This is a genomic window from Janibacter sp. CoH_79_TC_3 (assembly GCF_058197955.1).
This window is the reverse complement of record NZ_JBXWIV010000007.1, coordinates 1-20,934: the sequence shown is the minus strand read 5'-3', so window position 1 is coordinate 20,934 and position 20,934 is coordinate 1. Positions and strand designations below refer to the sequence as shown.

At 43.3% G+C, this 20,934-nt stretch carries 19 protein-coding genes; 12 read left to right on the top strand and 7 right to left on the bottom strand.

From position 1 onward, the window contains the following. Positions 1–105 precede the first annotated feature (105 nt). The gene (gene tolR, locus AC2FA3_RS07965; RefSeq protein ID WP_201543062.1) at positions 106–564 is read right to left on the bottom strand and encodes a protein TolR; all 459 of its coding nucleotides are present in this window, start codon (positions 562–564) and stop codon (positions 106–108) included. Beyond that, complete coding sequence (tolQ, locus tag AC2FA3_RS07960; protein ID WP_201612344.1) at positions 561–1,301, bottom strand: protein TolQ; 741 nt, start codon at positions 1,299–1,301, stop codon at positions 561–563. The genes tolR and tolQ overlap by 4 nt, the downstream gene beginning before the upstream one ends. Before the next feature lie 446 nt (positions 1,302–1,747). Here tolQ and AC2FA3_RS07955 point away from each other — a divergent pair, with 446 nt between their 5' ends. From AC2FA3_RS07955 to AC2FA3_RS07945, 3 genes are all read left to right on the top strand, one after another. Further along, the gene (locus AC2FA3_RS07955) at positions 1,748–3,043 is read left to right on the top strand and encodes an NCS2 family permease (RefSeq protein WP_201612345.1); all 1,296 of its coding nucleotides are present in this window, start codon (positions 1,748–1,750) and stop codon (positions 3,041–3,043) included. A 733-nt stretch (positions 3,044–3,776) separates the two neighbouring features. Next, the gene (gene putA / locus AC2FA3_RS07950; RefSeq protein ID WP_490509122.1) at positions 3,777–7,040 is read left to right on the top strand and encodes a bifunctional proline dehydrogenase/L-glutamate gamma-semialdehyde dehydrogenase PutA; all 3,264 of its coding nucleotides are present in this window, start codon (positions 3,777–3,779) and stop codon (positions 7,038–7,040) included. 11 nt (positions 7,041–7,051) lie between these two features. Beyond that, entirely contained in the window at positions 7,052–7,744 is a 693-nt protein-coding gene (locus tag AC2FA3_RS07945; protein ID WP_201612347.1) for a 1-pyrroline-5-carboxylate dehydrogenase, read from the top strand. Between the two features lie 111 nt (positions 7,745–7,855). Here AC2FA3_RS07945 and AC2FA3_RS07940 read toward each other — a convergent pair whose 3' ends face one another. Continuing rightward, positions 7,856–9,028, bottom strand: coding sequence for a JmjC domain-containing protein (locus AC2FA3_RS07940; RefSeq protein WP_490509121.1), 1,173 nt, complete (start codon positions 9,026–9,028; stop codon positions 7,856–7,858). Between the two features lie 182 nt (positions 9,029–9,210). Between AC2FA3_RS07940 and AC2FA3_RS07935 the strand changes: the two genes are divergently transcribed. After that, positions 9,211–9,393: an NF038104 family lipoprotein gene (locus tag AC2FA3_RS07935; RefSeq protein WP_149489992.1), complete on the top strand. Its 183-nt coding sequence runs from the start codon at positions 9,211–9,213 to the stop codon at positions 9,391–9,393. Positions 9,394–9,422: 29 nt separating this feature from the next. Here the strand turns inward: AC2FA3_RS07935 and AC2FA3_RS07930 are convergent, their stop codons facing one another. Beyond that, positions 9,423–10,076: a DUF2238 domain-containing protein gene (locus AC2FA3_RS07930; RefSeq protein ID WP_490509120.1), complete on the bottom strand. Its 654-nt coding sequence runs from the start codon at positions 10,074–10,076 to the stop codon at positions 9,423–9,425. Between the two features lie 56 nt (positions 10,077–10,132). Continuing rightward, positions 10,133–11,524, bottom strand: a complete 1,392-nt coding sequence (purB, locus tag AC2FA3_RS07925) for an adenylosuccinate lyase (protein ID WP_490509119.1) — start codon at positions 11,522–11,524, stop codon at positions 10,133–10,135. A gap of 196 nt (positions 11,525–11,720) precedes the next feature. On the opposite strand from purB, the gene AC2FA3_RS07920 reads away from it, so the two are divergent. Further along, a complete protein-coding gene (locus AC2FA3_RS07920) occupies positions 11,721–12,077 on the top strand; it encodes a hypothetical protein (protein WP_201612352.1) in 357 nt (118 codons plus the stop codon). 137 nt (positions 12,078–12,214) lie between these two features. After that, complete coding sequence (locus AC2FA3_RS07915; RefSeq protein ID WP_201609696.1) at positions 12,215–12,988, top strand: hypothetical protein; 774 nt, start codon at positions 12,215–12,217, stop codon at positions 12,986–12,988. Between the two features lie 10 nt (positions 12,989–12,998). Here AC2FA3_RS07915 and mnmA read toward each other — a convergent pair whose 3' ends face one another. Further along, a complete protein-coding gene (mnmA, locus tag AC2FA3_RS07910; protein WP_201609700.1) occupies positions 12,999–14,225 on the bottom strand; it encodes a tRNA 2-thiouridine(34) synthase MnmA in 1,227 nt (408 codons plus the stop codon). Between the two features lie 277 nt (positions 14,226–14,502). Here mnmA and ispF point away from each other — a divergent pair, with 277 nt between their 5' ends. The 4 genes from ispF (at position 14,503) to mnmG (ending at position 18,436) form a co-directional block, all read left to right on the top strand. After that, on the top strand, positions 14,503–15,051 hold the full coding sequence (gene ispF / locus AC2FA3_RS07905; protein WP_490509118.1) for a 2-C-methyl-D-erythritol 2,4-cyclodiphosphate synthase: 549 nt from the start codon (positions 14,503–14,505) through the stop codon (positions 15,049–15,051). A gap of 132 nt (positions 15,052–15,183) precedes the next feature. Continuing rightward, positions 15,184–15,534, top strand: a complete 351-nt coding sequence (gene grxD, locus AC2FA3_RS07900; RefSeq protein ID WP_025653310.1) for a Grx4 family monothiol glutaredoxin — start codon at positions 15,184–15,186, stop codon at positions 15,532–15,534. A 211-nt stretch (positions 15,535–15,745) separates the two neighbouring features. Further along, positions 15,746–16,279 carry a hypothetical protein gene (locus AC2FA3_RS07895; RefSeq protein WP_201609703.1) on the top strand — a complete coding sequence of 178 codons (534 nt, stop codon included), beginning with the start codon at positions 15,746–15,748 and terminating at the stop codon, positions 16,277–16,279. Positions 16,280–16,537: 258 nt separating this feature from the next. Next, positions 16,538–18,436, top strand: coding sequence for a tRNA uridine-5-carboxymethylaminomethyl(34) synthesis enzyme MnmG (mnmG, locus tag AC2FA3_RS07890; RefSeq protein WP_201609711.1), 1,899 nt, complete (start codon positions 16,538–16,540; stop codon positions 18,434–18,436). Between the two features lie 28 nt (positions 18,437–18,464). Here mnmG and AC2FA3_RS07885 read toward each other — a convergent pair whose 3' ends face one another. Beyond that, positions 18,465–18,638 (bottom strand): hypothetical protein, encoded by a 174-nt coding sequence (locus AC2FA3_RS07885; RefSeq protein WP_201609713.1) that lies wholly within the window; start codon positions 18,636–18,638, stop codon positions 18,465–18,467. Positions 18,639–18,712: 74 nt separating this feature from the next. On the opposite strand from AC2FA3_RS07885, the gene AC2FA3_RS07880 reads away from it, so the two are divergent. Next, positions 18,713–19,672, top strand: a complete 960-nt coding sequence (locus tag AC2FA3_RS07880; RefSeq protein ID WP_201609715.1) for an AEC family transporter — start codon at positions 18,713–18,715, stop codon at positions 19,670–19,672. Positions 19,673–19,764: 92 nt separating this feature from the next. Then, positions 19,765–20,784, top strand: a complete 1,020-nt coding sequence (locus AC2FA3_RS07875; protein WP_201609717.1) for an ornithine cyclodeaminase family protein — start codon at positions 19,765–19,767, stop codon at positions 20,782–20,784. Positions 20,785–20,934 lie beyond the last annotated feature (150 nt).

Below are 20,934 nucleotides of genomic sequence, written 5' to 3'. Positions count from 1 at the left end.
AAATAGGGCACTTAAGAACGTGAGACTGAAAAATATGAGACTGGAAAAAGAGCTTCATCAAATTATCTACTTTATTATAACCAACGGCGCTAAGAGTGGGCGATATTATAATGCAGGCGCAGGTAAAGGCGCGCCTGTCAATAGTCCTACCTTTTGAATGCCTGCTTGTTGTAAGGTTGCCATCAGGGTCATGATAGCGCCATACTGGTTATTTTGATCGGCATTAATCATCACTTGTAAAGGCTGTGCACCCACTTCGCTACTTTGAGTTTGCAGATTGGATAGCGTATCAATCAGCTCCGGCTCGCTAATCGGCAAGTCGATATTATTCTCATAACTGATAAAAATCTCGCCACTGTCCGTCAAGGACACAATCACAGGTAGCTGGCTTTGGCTCATGGTATTGGTTTGCTCTTTTGGCAAATCAACGTCGACGCCTGTAATCAGCATCGGCGCGGTGACCATAAATATCACTAGCAGCACTAACATGACGTCGATATAAGGAACAACGTTCATCTCCGCATTGAGCGCTTTTTTCTCACGGCGATAGGGACTTTGTTTCATAGACCAGTTACCTGAGTGCTTTTATTAACTGGATTGACTGGGCTTACTTGCGTACTAGGCTGCGGATTCTCGATACTAGTTTCGCGTTGTAGCATCCCCGTCATCTCATCACAGAATAAGGCACGCGAGTCGTATAGGCGGCTTGATTTGGCGGTAAAATGATTATAAGCCAATACCGCAGGAATAGCGGCAAATAGACCCATAGCAGTAGCAATCAAGGCTTCAGCAATACCGGGCGCCACAGTGGCTAACGTTGCTTGTTCGCTTTGCGACAGTCCCAAAAAGGCATTCATAATGCCCCAAACGGTACCAAATAAACCAACATAAGGTGCGACTGAGCCAATACTTGCCAGCGTCGTCAATCCTGACTCTAATAACTGCTGCTGACGTCCCAATCCCACTCGAAGCTTACGTTCAACGCCATCGATAATGTCATCTTTAGGTTGGCGTTTTTTATGCATTCTTAAGTATTCTGAAAACCCGACATAAAAAATCTGCTCAAGACCTTGGCGCTCAGGTGAACCTTGCACGCCTTGATAGAGCTTCGCCAAATCTTCTCCTGACCAAAACCAAGTTTCAAACTGTTGATCAAAGTTTTTAGCCGTACCTAAACGGGCACTCATACGAAAAATAATCACCCAACTGAGTAACGAGGCTAATAATAACAATGCCATCACAATCTGTACCAATAGACTGGCTTGGGTGATCAGGTCGACAATATTTAATGATTCAGGCATGGGTTAGGCTCATGGGTAATTAATAATAACGGCTTTTATGGGGTTGGCTAAATACTTATAGCTGCTAGAGGCGAGCAGGTATTCTCATCAGATTTTTATCCTGTCTCCTCGCCACAACCCCCTAGTGTACTGTGAAATGAGGAAAAGGTCATTTATTATAGTGTTAAAGTGTAAAATGATAAATAAAAAGCTTTGAAGTAAGAATAATAATAAAGATTGACTAAGCGCTGAAACATTGTTCGCTTAGTCACAGTTAATGGTGCTAAATTGCAGTTTTGTACCCACAAGGCACGGGTAATGATTGAATTTACACGCTAATTTCTCTAGAATGTTGCACTTTGTTACCGCTGCCTTTTGATAATGACGTCGCAATTTTTTTGCTGACGTCTTCTTTATTTTAGGCGCAATAAATTTGTTTTTTCACTAGCAAGCTGGGCGCGACACTTATGAATGCAATTGAACGCTATTTTGGAATCAATGGTGAAAACACCACGATCAAAACGGAAATTCTAGCCGGTATTACAACCTTTTTGACGATGGCTTACATCATCTTTGTAAACCCTAACGTGTTAGCCGAAGCGGGTATGGATAAAGGCGCTGTATTTGTTGCTACTTGTTTAGCAGCGGCAGTAGGCTGCTTTATTATGGGCATCTACGCAAGATTGCCGGTTGCATTAGCTCCAGGTATGGGGCTAAACGCCTTTTTCACCTATGGCGTCGTGCTTGGTATGGGCTATGCGTGGCAGACGGCGTTAGGTGCGGTATTCTTATCAGGGTGTTTATTTATCCTGTTGAGCCTATTTAAGATTCGTGAGTGGATTATTAATGCCATTCCGAACAGCCTCAAGCAAGGTATCGTCGCTGGTATCGGTGCATTTTTGGCGTTTATTGCTCTGCAAAGCTCCGGCATTATCGTGGGTCGTGATGCCACCTTAGTAATGCTCGGTGATATGACGTCATTTCCACCAATGATGGCAGCGTTTGGCTTCTTTATTATCATTGGTTTGGTCTATAAAAAAGTTCCTGGCGCGGTTACCATTGGTATCTTGCTCGTAACCATTATCAGTTTAATCACCGGTCATACGCAGTTCACTGGCATCATGTCGACGCCGCCATCGATTGCCCCGACACTCATGCAGCTTGATATTGCAGGCGCGTTTGATATCGGCATGATTAGTGTGATTTTTGCTTTCTTATTCGTTGATTTGTTTGATACCGCAGGCAGTTTGGTAGGTATCGCCAATAAAGCGGGCTTAATCGATAAAGACGGTAATATCCCCAATATGGACAAAGCGCTGCTTGCCGATTCAACGGCGACGGTTGCTGGTGCTATGTTAGGTACGTCATCGACGACCAGTTATATCGAAAGTGCCTCAGGCGTTGCCTCAGGCGGTCGTACGGGTCTGATGGCCGTGACCGTTGGCGTGATGTTTTTACTGAGTATTTTCTTTGCGCCACTCGCTGGTATGATTCCTGCTTATGCAACCGCTGGCGCGATATTTTATGTATCGGTATTGATGTTATTTACCCTAAAAGACATCAACTGGGAAGACTTAACCGAAGCCGCTCCAGTCGCTGTTGTATTGCTATTGACGCCGCTTACGTACTCTATCGCTGATGGTATTGCGCTTGGTTTTATTACCTTTACCGCCGTCAAGCTGATGACAGGTAAATTCTCTGAGATTACCATGGCTGTTTGGGTATTGACGGCTATCTTGTTGGCTAAACTGGTATTCTTATAATCGATTTAGCTATTATTTATATGGTTATAAATAGCTAAATTTATAATAGACTTAACCGTTTATAAAAACCCTCCTTATTCATTAATTGATAAGGAGGGTTTTTTTATGTTTAAAGATAAATGGTAATGGTAAATAAATCCAAATAATTGATTAGAAAAATAATTAATGGTTAATAGTAAACCTTTATCTATAACCAAAGCGTCACATTTGCGATAGCGTTAATAACCAATTGTTTTTAAAGAACATATATCTTGGTTAAAATAAGTAACAGCGGGGCTTTGAGGCTTTTTTTCATGCTACCATGACCAAGCTAAGCGCATCACCTCAATCAACGCCGTAGAGGTTTTTCTTACAGTGAATTTGCGTCATATAAGATGATAGATCCGGTTTTATTAAAAACATACTGCATCTGAGCATCACTCTCCATTCACTACTAACAAGAAGAAGGCACTAATGCCGCTTAGCTGTTCGTTGTTGCCTTTATATTGTTAACGTAGCCCGTTTAACACTAAAACGACCTACTTGATCGCTTCCAGCCTATGCTGGACTTCCTCGTTTTTTGATGGCGCTGTTGGGACTCTGATTGTTGTAAACATCCATTGATGATCATTATTCAATTTAACTGTTTAATTTAATTATTTAATTCAATAACGGTTATGAATGTCTTACAACATCACTAGAATTCCCAGCGCGCTATTTATTATGGTTTTTAGACGATAGTTATGGAGTTGTTATGAACCCAGTAGACCAGTTTACCCCGCAAGAGCCGATTTTATTTAAGCCAGCAGATTTGCTATCCCCAGACTATATTACCCAGTCGTCAGAAACGCTGCACGCTCGTATCTCACCTTTATATAGCGTTGATGAAGAGTGCTGGTTAACGCAGTTGTTGCCACTTGCCAAGCCGACTGATAGCGAACGCGAAGCGGCTGCCACGCAGACACGCCAACTGGTCGAGCACGTACGTAATGATGGCAAAGCTGTGAAAATGGTTGATTCGTTATTACTCGAATATAGCCTTGATACCCAAGAAGGTATTCTGCTGATGAGTTTGGCCGAAGCATTGATTCGAGTACCAGACAATTATACGGCTGACGCGCTGATTCATGACAAAATGAGTGTGGCAGATTGGAAAAAACACCTCAAAAATGACAATGGTTTTATTGTCAATGCCTCGACATGGGGCATGATGATGACCGGCCGTGTGGTCAGTATTGATAGCAATACTACCGCTTCAGGATTTTTGGATCGTATGACCAAAAAGATGGGTGAGCCGGTCATTCGTAGTGCGATGCAAAAAGCCATGCGTATCATGGGTCATCAGTTTGTATTGGGCGAAACCATTGAAGGGGCGAATAAAAATAGCCAACCATATCGTAATAAAGGCTATACCTATTCATTTGATATGCTAGGTGAAGCGGCCATTACCCATAAAGACGCTGAAAAATACTTCAACGATTATCTGCATGCGATTAAAGCGACTGCCAGTATCAAAGTTAAAGAGGGTATGCCAAAGCCGTCGGTATCTATTAAGCTGTCAGCCTTGCATCCGCGCTATGAAGCGACCCAAGAAGAGCAAGTCATGGGTCTATTACGTCAACGCTGCCTACTATTGATTGAAGCGGCACGAGAGGTCAATGTCGATATTAGTATCGATGCCGAGGAAGCCGACCGTCTTGAGATTTCTTTAAAGCTATTTGAGTCTCTATACCGTGATAACTTGACGGCTGATTGGGATGGCTTAGGTATTGTAGTACAAGGCTACTCTAAACGCGCGATTGCGATTTTAGTATGGTTAGCGCGCTTGGCAACTGAAGTCGGCGATCGTATTCCAGTGCGTTTGGTAAAAGGCGCGTATTGGGATACTGAGATTAAATTGGCGCAGCAAAAAGGTCTGTCAGGCTATCCAGTCTGGACACGTAAAGAAGGTACAGATACTGCCTATCTTGCTTGCGCACGCTTCTTATTATCCGAGCATTTACGCGGACTCATCTGGCCACAGTTTGCGACGCATAATGCGCACACGCTAGCGTCGATTATGACCATGAGTGCGCATCGAGATTTTGAGTTTCAGCGTCTACACGGCATGGGCGATGCGCTTTATGATCATATCCTGCAAGCCTATCAGATTCCGGTACGTATCTATGCACCGGTTGGCGCGCACAAAGACTTGTTGCCGTATTTGGTCCGTCGTTTACTTGAGAACGGTGCCAATAGCTCGTTTGTCCATCAGCTATTAGACAAGTCTTATCCAATCGACAAGCTAACCGTACATCCATACGATAAGTTATTGACCAACGATACCTTACACAATCCTGATATCCCGCTGCCGTTAGATATCTATGGTAAGCGCCGTGCCAGTTTCGGTCCCAATATCTTTGTGGAGTCACAATGGCTACCGTTTAAAGCGGCTATTGATAGCCATCTACATAAAACGTGGTCAGCGACTTCTATTATTAATGGTAAAGCGATTGCTGAATACGAAGCGGATGGTAAGACTCATAAGCTTGAATCTCAGAAAGTGCGTGCGCCTTGGAATCATGAAGTCATCGCTGGTGACGTAAAATATGCCAATGCAGATTTGGCCGTTCAAGCTATCGGTGCGGCGGTGGCAGGGCAAAGCGCGTGGCAAGCAGTACCGGCAGCGCAGCGGGCTGCTATATTGCGTAAAGTAGCGGACTTGTATGAGGAAAACTATGCGGAATTGATGGCGCTATGCCAGATTGAAGCTGGTAAAACCATGCAAGATGGTATTGATGAAATTAAAGAAGCCGTTGATTTTTGTCGCTTTTATGCCGACGAAGCAGAACGTTTAGACACTGTAGTGCATGAGTTCACCGATTTGTCTGGTAAAGATTCTCGTCAAGTTTATAAAGCACGCGGTACTTTCGTATGTATCAGCCCTTGGAACTTCCCATTGGCGATCTATACGGGTCAAATCGTGGCAGCACTAGCAGCAGGCAATACTGTGGTGGCTAAGCCTGCTGAACAGACGAGCTTAATTGCGCATTTCGCTGCCCAATTAATGTACCAAGCAGGTGTGCCAGCAGAAGCATTACAGCTAGTGACGGGTGCGGGTGATGTTGGCGGTGCTTTGACGGCAGCGGATAATATTGCAGGTGTCATTTTTACGGGTTCAACCCAAACGGCGCAGCGTATCAACCAAAGCTTAAATAATCATGTGCAAGCTAATGGTGAGCTACCGGTCTTTATTGCTGAGACGGGTGGTCAAAATGCTATGATTGTTGACTCAACCGCACTACCTGAACAGGTGGTTAAAGATGCTGTCTTATCTGCCTTTGGTTCGGCTGGTCAGCGTTGTTCAGCGTGTCGTATATTATGCGTACAAGAAGAAGTCGCGGATGATTTAATCGAGTTACTGCAAGGTACTATGGCTGAGTTGATCGTTGGCAATCCACTGCACGTAACAACAGATGTAGGTCCGGTGATTGATGCGGATGCCAAGCGCAGTCTAGAAGCTCATATCGAGCGTATGAGCGCTGAGCCAACGGCGACTATTTTGGCGCAGACACCTATGAGTGCCAGCTCGGTTGTCAGCCAAGAGCAATCTACCTTTGTATTGCCAACGGCGATCGAGGTAAAAAGCATTGATGTCATCGGTGGCGAGCATTTTGGTCCGATATTGCATGTACTGCGTTATCAAGCGACTGACCTCAATCAGCTTATTGATGCTATTAACGGTACCGGTTTTGGTTTGACTTTGGGTATTCATAGCCGTATTGAAAATATTGTCGAGCATATTGAACGCCGTGCGTTTGTCGGTAATACCTATATCAACCGTAACCAAATTGGTGCGGTCGTCAACGTCCAGCCATTTGGCGGTTGTGGTCTCTCTGGTACGGGCCCGAAAGCAGGTGGTCCGCACTACGTGTCCCGTCTTATGCAGCTGCGCTCTGAGTCAATGACTAATGAGCATAGCAGCGCTGCAAACCAAAACAATACGACTGAATCACTCACTCAAACACAAATCGCATAAGGAGTAGCAAGATGGCGACTGAATTTAAAAAGAATCATGCCCAAGTTTGTGAATCTTGGCGATTACTTGGCGCGGTCAATCGCGCAACTTATCTACAAGCGGCTATTGCAAAATTGGCGTTGCTGACTGGCGATGCCAATAAAGCAAAGCGTTTGTTCAATCATTTATTGAGTGCTGCGCCCAGTCTAGATGAAGTGCACCGTATGACGGGCGCGACGGGTGAGTCCAATGATTTATACGTAACCGCTCGTGGCAAAACCATGGTCATCGGCGCTGAGTCTGCTCGCGCAATGGCAGTACTTGGGCAGTTAATCGCCGCATTATTGACTGGTAACGAGGTGATACTACATTGCCCAAGCCAAGATGAGATGTGCAATGAGGCTGCAAAAATACTGTACGAGACGGGCATTAGTGATGATGTGCTGAGTGTGGCTAATGACTCGCAAACCGTTACGCTATTATATATTGACCGCCTAGCGCAAGTGGCTGTCGCTGGTAATCAAAGCGAGGTACAAACGATTAGTCAGGAGCTTGCCAATACCGATGGTATCTTAACGCAAGTTATTGCTGTTACCGATATGGAAGGCTTGTCAGAGATGCTCACGCCTGATTATCTGTATCGCTTCGTCACTGAACGCGTAAGAACCATTAATACCACAGCGATTGGTGGTAACGCCAGCTTACTTGAGCTGGGAACAGATTAGATATTAGGACTAATAAATAAATGCACAATAAGAAACCGATACCTGCTCAGTCAGATATCGGTTTTTTTGTTTAAATAAAGGTGGTTTAATTTAAGTTAGTTAAATTGAAAATCACTCAGCAAAATCAATCCACACCCAGCCATTTTCAAGCCACTCACTTAATTCATCTGGGTCAACATCCATCACATCTTGACTCTGTAAATGTTCACCATTAGCCAAACGCATTAGGACAGCGGTCGCTTTATCATCCAAGCCATCAAGACGTTGGCCATTGGCATATAACGTAATGCCATCATTGGTCTGACGGTAAAGCAAACGATTACTATAATCCGCTTGCAGGGTGGCGCCATCGTTCAGGGCTTGCATGAGCTCATCGGTATCTAGTGTTTCTTCTGGCATCAGCGCGTCATACTGGCGTTTGCTGACGACTTCGGACACTGCTTGATGAATAATGTCATCACCGCGCTTAGATTGCAGCATTTGTAATAGCTGCTGTTTAATCGCATCTATGCTATCTGCTTGCAGTTCGCCAGATGCTTGTAGCGCTTGCGGCAATAGCATAGGTATAAATAAATCGCTGTCATTGGTGGCGATATCAGCCACGCTATCGATGATTTGCATTAAGTTTGGACGACGACAGCCAAAAGAAAATGTCAGGCAATCATCTTGGGCAACGCCAAAGTGTGATAATTTTGGTGGTACATAAAGCACATCACCAGCTTCTAACATCTCATCAAAGACAATCTCACCCATATCATCAAACAATCTAATCGGCTCATCGGCGACAAATTCGGTGTTTTTATCACAAAATTTACCCAACTGCCAACGACGTTGACCATAACCTTGGGCTAAAAACACATCATAATCATCATAATGCTTACCAACCGAGCCGCCTTTTGGCGCATAAGAAACCATAATGTCATCGCGCTGCCATTGCGGGATAAAGTCAAATGCTTGCCATAATTGCCCAAGCTCAGGTGACCATTGCTCAAGGTTTTGCACCAGCACCGTCCATTGCTCTGGCAGATTATCAAAATCAGCTTCAGCTAATGGACTTTTTTTAAGTTGCCATTGTGGCAGGCCTTGTTGCTTGCTCGCGGCTTGGGTTAGCAGGCGCGCTGAAGCATCCTCTTCTAGTGCCAGACCGAGCATATCGTCTGGCTCAAACATGCCAATAAGTTGCGGTAAACCTTGTTTAATAAGTAGTGGTTTCTTTTGCCAGTACTCACTTAAAAACTGCTCAGGAGTAATAGAGTCGGGTAAACAAAGAGGAATTGAAGTCATTGATAAATCCATATCTAAAAATGGGTATAAGAGAAATAACAAGAGATGCTTTATAGAATAATTTTAATAGTTTATGATGCTAATCCATCTGACGGCTATTGCTATATTTTTAACGACTATAGTTTTAATTATTACGGTATTAATAGCCGCCATCAGAGCATCTAATGATTTATAGGAATTTTATGAAAAAACTGCATTTTATCGTCATTATCGCGAGCATATTTTTATTACAAGCTTGTGTTCATAAGATTGTGACCGTACCCGCTAAAATCGCTTATAAAACCACCAAAGGCGTGGTCAAAGGTACAGTTGCGGTCGGTAAAGCCATCATACCGGGCGACAGTGATGATAAAAAAGACGATTAAAACCTTTGCTTATCAACCAGTTTCTTTAGTTATTCCGTGATAATATGTGTATCACGGGCTTGAAATAACATAACAGTTGCCGCAATCAGCCCGCCAAGTAATGCTAAAGCCATGTCTTTGTGGGCATCCCACATATCACCTTGCTGACCATTATAAGCTTCCGCAGCTTCTGGTGATAAAGTGGTCGCAATGTCCCATTCTAGTAGCTCATAAAGCAAGCTTGATGACATATTAATCATGAGGGCAATAGCGATTAAAAGCTTGATTGATTGAATCTTAAAGATAAATTTTGAGCTTTCAACCATCGCTCTAAATAGCAAAAGCCCATAGCTAAAATGAACCAGCCTGTCATACATATTACGCTGCCAACCAAATAGCTCGCTTAGCTGTATGCCAAATAGCTGCTGCGTCCAATCATCGTAAGGTACATACGAATATAGATAGCGTGCACCTATAATATGAATACATAGAAATATGGCAGCGAGCACGTAAGAGCGCGAGCTGATAAACCAGTAGCGATAAGCAATAAACATCAAGGCTAAAAAAAGCAGCGTACCCAGCTGATGCAGCAGATAGCTTGACCATTCTAAAGGCTCAATACTTGCCAATACCATGACGATAAACATCACCATAGTACTGACAACTACCGATTTAAAATTTCGATGCACAAGGTTTTGCTGCATGATGGACACTTATTTTGGCTAGCTGTTATTCGTAACTAGCAATTAATAGCTAGCGATTAAATCTTAGCAATCCACTCTTTAATAGTACGAGCTTGTTCAGCTGCATTACCCGTATAAGTAGCAGGCGTCATTTCACGTAGACGAGTTTTATCCGCATCGCTAACCGCATCTAATTCATCACTTTCAACGAAGGTTAGCATAGCCTCGCGAGTCATGGCATTACCACGAGTCAAAGCTTTTAGCTTCTCGTATGGGTTTTCGACACGGTAGCGACGCATAACAGTTTGAATCGGCTCTGCCAACACTTCTTGGGCATTGTCCAAGTCATCATTTAAGCGCTGCGCATTTAATTCAAGTTTGCTCACACCTTTTAGGCAAGCATCAAAAGCAATCATGCTCTGTGCCAGACCGACACCGATATTACGCAACACGGTAGAATCTGACAAGTCGCGCTGCATACGCGAAATTGGTAGCTTTTCACCCAAATGAGCTAGCATGGCATTAGCTACGCCTAGATTACCTTCTGAATTTTCAAAATCAATCGGGTTGACTTTATGCGGCATGGTAGAAGAACCCACTTCACCGTCTTTTAGGCGTTGTTTAAAATAGCCTAAGCTAATATATTGCCAAATATCACGGTTAAAATCGATTAGAATGGTATTGAAGCGTTTTACTGCATCAAATAACTCGGCGATATAATCATGCGGCTCAATTTGCGTGGTGTACGGGTTAAAAGTTAGCTCTAAGCGCTGGTCAATAAATTGCTCAGCGTGTGCTTGCCAATCAACATCAGGGTACGCTGAGAAATGGGCATTATAGTTACCGACCGCGCCGTTAATTTTACCGAGTAGCTCAACTTGACCGATTTGTTTGATTTGGCGGGCTAGGCGGTAAGCGACATTTGCCATCTCTTTACCCAAAGTTGTTGGGCTAGCGGTTTGACCATGCGTACGTGACAACATCGGCTGGTCAGCATGAGTAAGCGCCAAATCAACGATGCTGTCGGTGACTTGCTGCATTTTAGCAACCACAATCTCGCGGCTGTCTTTTAGCATTAATGCATATGATAGATTGTTGATATCTTCACTGGTACAAGCAAAATGAATGAATTCTAACGAATCCTCAAGCGCTACCTGACCACGGAATTTATCTTTAATAAAATATTCAACCGCTTTGACATCGTGGTTAGTGGTCGCTTCGATATCTTTAATCGCTTGCGCGTCCGCTTCACTAAAGTTATCAACGATGCTGTTTAAAAAGGCATTGGTATCAGCATCAAATGCTGCTAATTCACCAATCTCGCTATTATCCGCCAATGACTGTAACCAGCGAATCTCAACGGTGACACGTGCTTTAATTAAACCAAACTCAGATAAGTAAGGGCGTAAGCTGTCGGCTTTGGATGCGTAACGACCGTCGATTGGGGAAAGTGCGGTAAGTGGAGTCATGAAGGGGCCTCATTTAACAGTAAATAAAATAGTAAATAACACAGTACAGAAATTTTAGTGGCACAATTATAACCTGTTTATAAATAAGATTAAGTTAAAAAACAAATATCACATTAGTAAAATAATGTTTACTTGATAAATAGCTAGTGATATATTGCCGGATTAACTCAAACTCATATCAAACCAGGAACAAACAATGAATAAATTATTGGGCGTCTTATTATTAGGGTCTACTTTGAGTTTAACTGCTTGTGGTGGTGAATCAGATAGTAGTGGTTCATCTTACACGGGCTCTAACTCAGCACCCACAACTCCGAACACACAACCTACAACTCCTCCCAAGCCTACTATTGCTAAATGTAAATCTGAAGGTAACAATGTATATGTACCTAGAGAAGGCACATGTACTTTCGCAATTCCTAGTGTTAATGGCGGTAAAGAAAGCAGTTATGAATGTTCGGGCAATACCGTTACTTTAGGCTCAAAAATTTCAGGAGGAATATCTGCTGGTAGCCTCAACTTTAATGGTTATATAGTTCAATGTGCTAAATAATATCTATCGGCTTAAAAAATAAGTCGATTTATTTTTAAAAGCATTCACACGGGTAGTGGATGCTTTTTTTATATTCTAAAAGTTATAATCAGAAGTCTTCAACTCAATCAACTATAGTATTAAACCATTGATATCTTATGAAAGACAAAATCTTATTTATCTTATCTGTTCTTGTTGCCTTTTTATTTGGTGTTTTAAGCACCTATTTGTTTATGACCAAACAGCAAATGGATCGGGTTATGCAGACGAAACAGCAAACCCCTATAGACACAAATAATCAAAATGGCTCTAATCAAGCAAGTAATACTTTAGTGAAGTTAGAGAGTTACGCAAATAATATAGGCGCAGGGAAATTATCAGCTGATCCAAACACAAAGGTATCATCTCCCTCTACTAATGATTACTCACAGCAGCAAGCTATAAATATCGTTAATGATATGCCGGATTACGTCCTAGGTCAGTACGTTGATAAATTTATGGCAAAAGGCTCCAGTGATGTTATCTCAGATAAAAGACGGTTTGCCCAGCGAGCTGTCGAAGAACTATATAAATCAAATGACAATCAACCATTAGTAGGCAATGTGAAATTATCTTTAAGTCCAGTAATGCCGCCAAACTCTTTAGATACTTCAACCCTGAATAAAGATACTAAGCTATTTGCGCATTTGGACACAGATGGTAAAGTCTCTGCTAGCCCTTTTGTATTTGTAAAATGGGTTAACAATCAAACAGGGCAAGTGTTGTTATTTGAGAAAAAGAATATTGTCGCTTACAGTAATCAGAATTGGGTAAGTTTTAAACCATATGATGGCTGGACTCCGGGAAGCTATGATATTCGTTTTTATCAATTTACCTCAGAGCTTCAGCCAGTCGCTCAATTGACTTATAGTATTTACGCCGTAATTGAGTAAGACCTGAAAATTAAAACCCGCAAGGCGCATCAATAGAGGCAATCACACCGCCACCCAGACAAACCTCATCGATATAGAATACTGCTGATTGCCCAGGTGTGACTGCACGCTGCGGCTCATCGAATAGTACACGGACTTCACTGCCGTCATCACTTAGCGCGTAAACACGGCAGGCCTGATCAGGCTGACGATAGCGCGATTTTGCCATACAGCGTAAGCCATCTTGGCCAAAAATATCAGCAGGCGGTAAGCCATCGACCCAGTCAAGCTTATAAGCTTGTAGTTCATTACTTAGCATCATCGGATGCTCATGACCTTGACCGACGATTAAACGGTTCTTGTCCAAATCTTTTGCCAGTACAAACCAAGGCTCTTCAGGACGGTCTTTGACCCCGCCAATACCGATGCCGCCGCGCTGACCTAGGGTGTAATACATTAAGCCATCATGCTGACCTATCACATGACCATCGTCGGTGATGATATCGCCTTTTTGTGCTGGCAAGTACTGCTGTAAGAAGTCTTTAAAGCGACGCTCACCAATAAAGCAAATGCCGGTTGAGTCTTTTTTGTTGGCGGTAATTAGGTCATGTTCTTCAGCGATTTGGCGCACCACTGGTTTTTCAAGCTCGCCAACTGGAAATAAGGTCTTAGCAATTTTATCGCCACCGACCGCATGTAAGAAGTAACTTTGGTCCTTATTGTTATCCAGTCCGCACAATAGCTGGGCGACGGTTTCGCCATTGCTATTTTCATAGTTCATGCTGCGGCGTGTATAGTGGCCGGTGGCAATATAGTCAGCACCAAGGGTCAAAGCATAGTCTAAGAAGGCTTTAAACTTGATTTCTTTGTTGCATAAAATATCTGGATTTGGGGTGCGTCCGGCTTTATATTCGGCTAAGAAATGCTCAAAAACCCTATCCCAGTATTCCATCGCAAAGTTGGCGGTATGCAGCTTGATACCGATTTTGTCACACACCGCTTGCGCGTCTGCTAAATCATCCATCGCCGTACAGTATTCGGTGCCGTCATCTTCTTCCCAGTTCTTCATAAACAGACCTTCCACTTTGAAGCCTGCTTGCTGGAGCAAAACAGCAGAGACGGAAGAGTCAACGCCGCCCGACATCCCGACAATCACGTGCTTGCTGCTAGGATTGTCAATATCGGCAAGCGTCAAAGGACGATGGACGCTAAAAGAGTCTGAAACGGGTAGGCTTGAGGTGTTTGGCGTGGCTGACATAAAATTGCTCAACAATTTATACGTTATCCAAAATTGGAAATGACGCTATTCATTAATAAAACGACTAAGAGTGATAGACTTAGTCAGCGGATAAGGTCATCTCGTTTTTTGGACTGGGTATTTTGGTCTAAGTATTGTGATAAAATAAGCGTCATATTATAACAGTTAATTGAAAGCGGTGGCGACCTATGCGCGCCTACTGTGAGTAAAAGCGCTTGAGAAATTTAGATAGTGATTCTAAATTATTTTAATCACCCCTAATTCACTTGGAATAATAATGATAAGAATTGGTCAAGGTATTGATGTTCATGCTTTTCATAATAATGGTCAGCAGCAATATGTCATACTGGCAGGTGTGCCGATAGAGCATACGCATAGTTTGCTTGCGCATTCTGATGGGGATGTAGTACTGCATGCGCTTGCTGACGCCCTGCTTGGCGCATTGGCACTTGGTGATATTGGGCAGCATTTTCCAGATACTGATGCGGCGCACGCCGGTTTGGATTCGCGCGTCCTACTCCGTTATGTGTATGGTAAAGTCCAAGCAGCCGGCTATACTTTAGGCAATGCCGATATTACCGTCATGTGTGAGCGCCCAAAATTGGCACCCTATAATCAAGCGATGCGCGAAAATATCGCCAGTGACTTGCAAACCGATGTGAGTAATGTCAGCATTAAAGCCACAACGACTGAAAAACTGGGCTTTACTGGTCGGCAAGAGGGCATCATGGCCAATGCCGTGGTATTATTGGTGCCGAATATGAATCTGGCTAGCGACAACATGGCTAGCGATAATGTTTCTGATGTTAATACGCCTGACGTTTAATCCCTAATAGCAAGCGATTAGATGATGGTTGCAATATAACGGCAATTGCCCCATGTAGCAGCCACATGCCAAATTTAATGTGACACACCTCTGTTTGATAATAATTTTTGATTTTAATAAATAGGAGCTTTTATGAGCGAGCAAACCCCAAATACTGCTGCAAACGATGTTGAACAGCTGATTCGTGATCAAATCAAAGACAATAAAGTCATTCTTTATATGAAAGGCACGCCGCAGTTCCCGCAGTGTGGTTTTTCTGCCAAATCGATTGAGGTTTTGACGCAGATTGGCCGTCCATTTGCCTTTGTTAATATTTTAGAAAATCCAGAAATCCGTGCAACATTACCAAAGATTGCTAACTGGCCAACCTTTCCACAGTTGTGGATTGATGGCGAGTTGATGGGCGGTTCAGACATCATTTTACAAATGTACCAATCAGGCGAGCTTAAGCCTTTGGTTGAAGCCAATAGCCCTGCTGCTTAATATTTAAGCGCTTTTATTGGGCAGCTTATATGTCTCAATAAATGGTTTAAAGGATTTTTGAAGTATTGAAGCACAGTAAACCCGAATAGCCTTCCTTAATAAATTGGATGGGTTGTTCGGGTTTTTTTGTCTATGCAATTCATTGTTTTTATAGCTTTTAGCCCCATATAGTGTCCAAGATAAATATATTTTGCATAAAGGAGAGGGTTATATGAATAATCAATTACCAAACACGGAATTAACGGAGCAACAAGAAGCAACTGAAAAAGCAGCCATTGAAAAACGCCGCGAGCATTTAAAAAACGAATCAACCCGTTTGATTGATATGGCAGACAATGAGCCAAATTCTGCCCTTAAATGTATTCATCATTTAAGCGTGGCAGGCGGTGCAACCGAGGCGACTTATATTGCTATTGAGCAGCGTATCTTCGCTGATCAAGATGCTGCCGGTGCCTATCATCTAGCATTATTGGCGCAAAATACCCCAGATTTACCCATCGATGCGCGTCAACTTATCGAGCTTGTGGTCAATAAAGGTGATAACGCTCAGCGTTTGGCCTTGTTAAAAAACTTGCCATTACCGCCAGTTGAGATGATTAAAGAGCAAATCTTGGCTAGCGATGATGGTGATGCTATTGGGCAAATGAATGCCTATTTGCAGATTAACCCAGAAGGTTATGGCAGCCACCATATGCTGGCAAGTGGGCAGTCCGACCGTATTGTACCGCTCAGTCCGGGTAAATAAATCCCACCTAGGCTCATCAAGCTTCTATTGATGCACCTTGATAGTTAATTGGAATAATAATTAATTTGAATAGTTTTTCGTATAACGTTTTTTCAGCGGTAAAAAATTGTTATAATTACCGGCTATCTAACCTATCTTTAATGGCTCATCTGAGTCGTTATCTCTTTTTAAATTCGACTGACGTCTATTTATCGGCAGCCATGCTATTTGAACATAGCCTCTGGCTCACGGTTGCGTTAAAAGTCAAGTGAGGCATACATGCAATACCCAAAAACTTACGACGTGGTAGTGATCGGTGGCGGTCATGCTGGCACAGAAGCTGCTTTGGCGGCCGCACGTATGGGTGCGCAAACTTTACTTTTGACGCATAACATTGAGACACTAGGACAGATGAGCTGTAACCCTGCGATTGGTGGTATCGGTAAGTCGCATTTGGTGCGTGAAATTGATGCGCTTGGTGGCGCTATGGCATTGGCGACGGACAAATCCGGTATCCAGTTTCGCGTGTTAAATAGCCGTAAAGGTGCTGCTGTTCGTGCCACGCGCGCACAAGCAGATCGTATTCTTTATAAAGCCGCTATTCGCCATACGCTTGAGAATCAGCCAAATCTTGATATATTCCAACAAGCAGCTGACGATATCTTGGTCGAAAACGGTCGTGCAACGGCAGTTGTGACCGCAACGGGTATTATCTTTAATACTCAAACCGTGGTACTCACCTCAGGTACGTTTTTAGGCGGGGTTATTCATATCGGTCTTGAGAATTCAAAAGGTGGACGTGCAGGCGATCAGCCTTCTATCAAACTTGCTGACCGTTTACGTGAATTGAAATTACCCGTTGGTCGCTTAAAAACAGGGACACCAGCACGTATCGATGCGCGTAGCGTTGACTTTAGCGTGATGACGGTACAGCCAGGCGACACACCTTTGCCGGTGATGAGCTATATGGGCGATGTCTCCATGCACCCTGAACAGGTTAATTGCTATATCACTCATACCAATGCGCGTACCCACGATATTATTCGTGAAAATCTAGACCGCTCACCGATGTTCTCTGGAAAAATCGAAGGGGTAGGTCCGCGTTATTGTCCGTCTATTGAAGATAAGATTCATCGCTTTGCCGATAAAGACAGCCATCAAATTTTTATTGAGCCAGAAGGTTTGACCACGCATGAGCTATATCCAAATGGTATCTCAACCAGCTTGCCGTTTGATGTGCAATTAGACTTTATCCATAGTATGAAAGGCTTAGAAAATGCGCATATTACACGCCCAGGTTATGCGATTGAATATGATTATTTCGATCCACAAAATCTAAAACCAACGCTTGAAACCAAATCGATTGAGCGCCTGTACTTTGCTGGTCAAATCAATGGTACGACCGGTTACGAAGAAGCGGGCGTGCAAGGTCTATTAGCCGGTACCAATGCCGCACTGGTCACCTGTGAAAACAGTGAGTTTGATGTTTGGACACCGCGCCGTGATGAAGCGTATCTTGGCGTGCTTGTCGATGATTTGATTACGCATGGTACCACTGAGCCATACCGTATGTTTACCAGTCGTGCAGAGTATCGCTTACTGTTGCGTGAAGACAATGCTGATCAGCGCTTAACCGAAACTGGTCGTAAGCTTGGACTAGTAGATGATGTGCGTTGGCAGGCGTATGAAGAAAAAATGGAAGCCATTGCTTCAGAAACCGCACGTCTTAAAGATATTTGGGCAACCCCTGCTAATGCTTTAGGTCAGCAAGTAACCGAGCAGACAGGAGAGGTGCTGTCTAAAGAATCCACTGCTTATGACTTATTGAAACGCCCACAAATACATTTTAATGATATCGCTGCTATTACAGGTTCGGAAGTTGATAACCAAGTTGGCGAGCAAATAGAGATATCGGTTAAATATGCCGGCTATATTGATCGTCAGCAAGAAGATATCGACCAGATGAAGCGTTTAGAAAATACAGCCCTACCAATGGATTTTGATTATAGCGTGGTGTCAGGATTGTCCAATGAGATTGTACAAAAGATGGCGCAAATTCGTCCAGCAACTTTAGCACAAGCGGGACGTATTAGCGGTGTGACACCTGCCGCTATTCAGTTACTAGCGATGACCGTTAAAAAACAGAAAAAAGCACAAGCGGCACTGAATGCGTCGTAGCAATAGCTTAAAAGACAAAAGCTCAAAATTAAAAAACCAACCTATCAAAAAGTGTTAGCTCAAAGCCTAAAAAATATAAAAAAGCCCATAATGAGAAATCGTTATGGGCTTTTTTTGTCAAAATATCGCCGTTATGAAAAGAAAGTCGCATACCAGCTTGTCTTGCTTGCCGTTTTATCTCTATACTTATATGACGAATCATCCTACTTATCATTTATTAATTTATCTCGCTGTTGTCTATAGTATGGTGGGCTTGTCACCGAATTGAGCTTGTTTATGACCGCTGCTATTATTTTTGCCATCACCATTGTATTGCCCAACCTTTTTTTGATGGGGTTGGGTTTTTTAATGCAAAGGCGCGGTGAGGCGAGTCAAGCTTTTATCGATCAAGCATCCAGCTTTGTCTTCAATTACTGCTTGCCTTGCTTGTTGTTTTTTAGCGTCGTTGATAGTGAGGTCGATTATGCGAAGCAAATGATTTTAATCATGGCTGGTATCCTTGTAACCTTTATTTTATTTATTGGGGCAGAGGTTTATGCTAAGTTTTTTATCCCTAAGCCTGCCGACCAAGGCGTGTTTGTACAAGGTATCTTTCGTAGTAATATGGCGATTATCGGGCTGGCAACAGTTGCCAATGCCTACGGAGAGCAGGGCTTAAGTATTGGCGCCGTCTATATGGGTGTGGTGACGATATTATTTAATATCTTAGCAGTTATTACGCTGAGTCGTGTGTCCAAAAGCGCAGACGATACGTGGGTCAGTCGCAGCATAATGGTTGTCAAAAAACTGTTTACTAATCCATTGATTATCGCCTTATTAGCGGCATTTGCTTATAAATCGTTACCGCTACCGCCTATTACGGGCGTGATTCATACGACTGGCGATTTGCTGGCAGCGGTGGCATTACCGTTAGCGCTGATTTGCGCTGGTGCGAGTATTGATCTAAAGTCGATGTTGCATCCGTCTGGGTTGTCCATGCAGGCCAGCATTGGACGTATTGTCATTGCCCCTTTTGTAGCGATAGCCGTTGGGTTAAGTTTTGGCTTATCGGGCATGCATATGGGCGTGCTGTTTTTAATGGCGGCATCACCAACTGCGGCTGCCAGTTATGTGATGGCAAAGGCCATGGGTGGTAATGATATATTGGCTGCTAATATTTTAGCATTTACAACCGTGGTAGGAATGTTTGGCATGGCGATTGGCGCGGCAATACTACGTGTGTTAGGGTGGATATAGCGTCAATCATTACGCTTAATCATCCTGTTTAGTCATCGCGTTTAATTATGGATATAAAGTAAATAATAAATTGATAAAAAGGAGCATCCAACGTGCAGTTATTAAATCAAGCAGTCGTGACAGAACATCTCAATATGCAAGCGGCTATTGACGCCATTGAAGCGATGTTACATCAGCAAGCGGCACACCCTAAGTGGATTAAAGCGCCTGAGCGTTTAGTTATTGAGACGTTTAGCGAAGATGACAAACACAGCTCAGGCTCGCATCTATCGATGCCCGCTACGATTTATGATGGGGAAAAAGAATATACTGCCGTGAAATTGGTGACCATTTGCCCTGATAATCCCAGCCGTGATATGCCAACGACTACCGCCCTTATTACCGTATCTGATAATGATACTGGCGCCATATTAGCGATTATGGATGGCATTTATATTACCCAAGTGCGTACCGCAGCATTGTCAGGTATCGCCACCAAATATATGGCAAAGCCTGATTGTCAAAGCGTGGCAGTGGTCGGCTGCGGCGGCATGGCTTATGAACAATTGCATGCTGTATTAACAGTCCGTCCTGAGATTGGAACGGTTTACCTATGGAATAGAAGCAGTGAAGGCGCTGAACAATTTAAAACGTGTTTTGAGCGTGATTATAGTCAATGGAACGTTGATATAAGCATTTGCGAAAATATCAATGATGCTATCTGTGATGTGGATATTATCAATGTAGCCACGCGTGCGACGGAAGGTTTATTTGATAGCAATCATATCAAGCCTGAGGTGCATATCAATGCGGTAGGAGCATATCAGCCGTCGATGAAAGAGATCAGTAATGAGGTTATCGCAAATAGTAATATGGTGGTGGTTGATGACTTAGCGGGTAGTCGCCATGAAGCAGGTGATTTGATTCAAGCGCACGATAGTTCTGATTGCGCATGGACATGGGATGACCTTAGTGGCGATTTACAAGCGCTCGTAACCAAAGAGATAGTAAAAACAGAGCCTGGTATCACTTTGTTTAAATCAGTCGGCGCGGCAAGCTTTGATGCCGCTGTGGCTCTATATGTGGCGAAACAAGCCAAACAAAAAATCTTTGGTACTGCAGTTGATTGGTAAGAATACTGACGGCTTTTAACGCCAATATTTGAATGTTTTTATCCCAACTATTATTACCATTAAAAAGCCCCCCTTTTGAACTGACCCCCTAAACTTAGACAGTTTAAGTTTGCATCAAGGACTGAGCTTTGTACTTAACAGGGCTCAGTC

Coding starts and splice junctions, on each gene's coding strand:
- tolR (WP_201543062.1), bottom strand. CDS start 564: ATGAAACAAAGTCCCTATCGCCGTGAGAAAAAAGCGCTCAATGCGGAG.
- tolQ (WP_201612344.1), bottom strand. CDS start 1,301: ATGCCTGAATCATTAAATATTGTCGACCTGATCACCCAAGCCAGTCTA.
- AC2FA3_RS07955 (WP_201612345.1), top strand. CDS start 1,748: ATGAATGCAATTGAACGCTATTTTGGAATCAATGGTGAAAACACCACG.
- putA (WP_490509122.1), top strand. CDS start 3,777: ATGAACCCAGTAGACCAGTTTACCCCGCAAGAGCCGATTTTATTTAAG.
- AC2FA3_RS07945 (WP_201612347.1), top strand. CDS start 7,052: ATGGCGACTGAATTTAAAAAGAATCATGCCCAAGTTTGTGAATCTTGG.
- AC2FA3_RS07940 (WP_490509121.1), bottom strand. CDS start 9,028: ATGACTTCAATTCCTCTTTGTTTACCCGACTCTATTACTCCTGAGCAG.
- AC2FA3_RS07935 (WP_149489992.1), top strand. CDS start 9,211: ATGAAAAAACTGCATTTTATCGTCATTATCGCGAGCATATTTTTATTA.
- AC2FA3_RS07930 (WP_490509120.1), bottom strand. CDS start 10,076: ATGCAGCAAAACCTTGTGCATCGAAATTTTAAATCGGTAGTTGTCAGT.
- purB (WP_490509119.1), bottom strand. CDS start 11,524: ATGACTCCACTTACCGCACTTTCCCCAATCGACGGTCGTTACGCATCC.
- AC2FA3_RS07920 (WP_201612352.1), top strand. CDS start 11,721: ATGAATAAATTATTGGGCGTCTTATTATTAGGGTCTACTTTGAGTTTA.
- AC2FA3_RS07915 (WP_201609696.1), top strand. CDS start 12,215: ATGAAAGACAAAATCTTATTTATCTTATCTGTTCTTGTTGCCTTTTTA.
- mnmA (WP_201609700.1), bottom strand. CDS start 14,225: ATGTCAGCCACGCCAAACACCTCAAGCCTACCCGTTTCAGACTCTTTT.
- ispF (WP_490509118.1), top strand. CDS start 14,503: ATGATAAGAATTGGTCAAGGTATTGATGTTCATGCTTTTCATAATAAT.
- grxD (WP_025653310.1), top strand. CDS start 15,184: ATGAGCGAGCAAACCCCAAATACTGCTGCAAACGATGTTGAACAGCTG.
- AC2FA3_RS07895 (WP_201609703.1), top strand. CDS start 15,746: ATGAATAATCAATTACCAAACACGGAATTAACGGAGCAACAAGAAGCA.
- mnmG (WP_201609711.1), top strand. CDS start 16,538: ATGCAATACCCAAAAACTTACGACGTGGTAGTGATCGGTGGCGGTCAT.
- AC2FA3_RS07885 (WP_201609713.1), bottom strand. CDS start 18,638: ATGATTCGTCATATAAGTATAGAGATAAAACGGCAAGCAAGACAAGCT.
- AC2FA3_RS07880 (WP_201609715.1), top strand. CDS start 18,713: ATGACCGCTGCTATTATTTTTGCCATCACCATTGTATTGCCCAACCTT.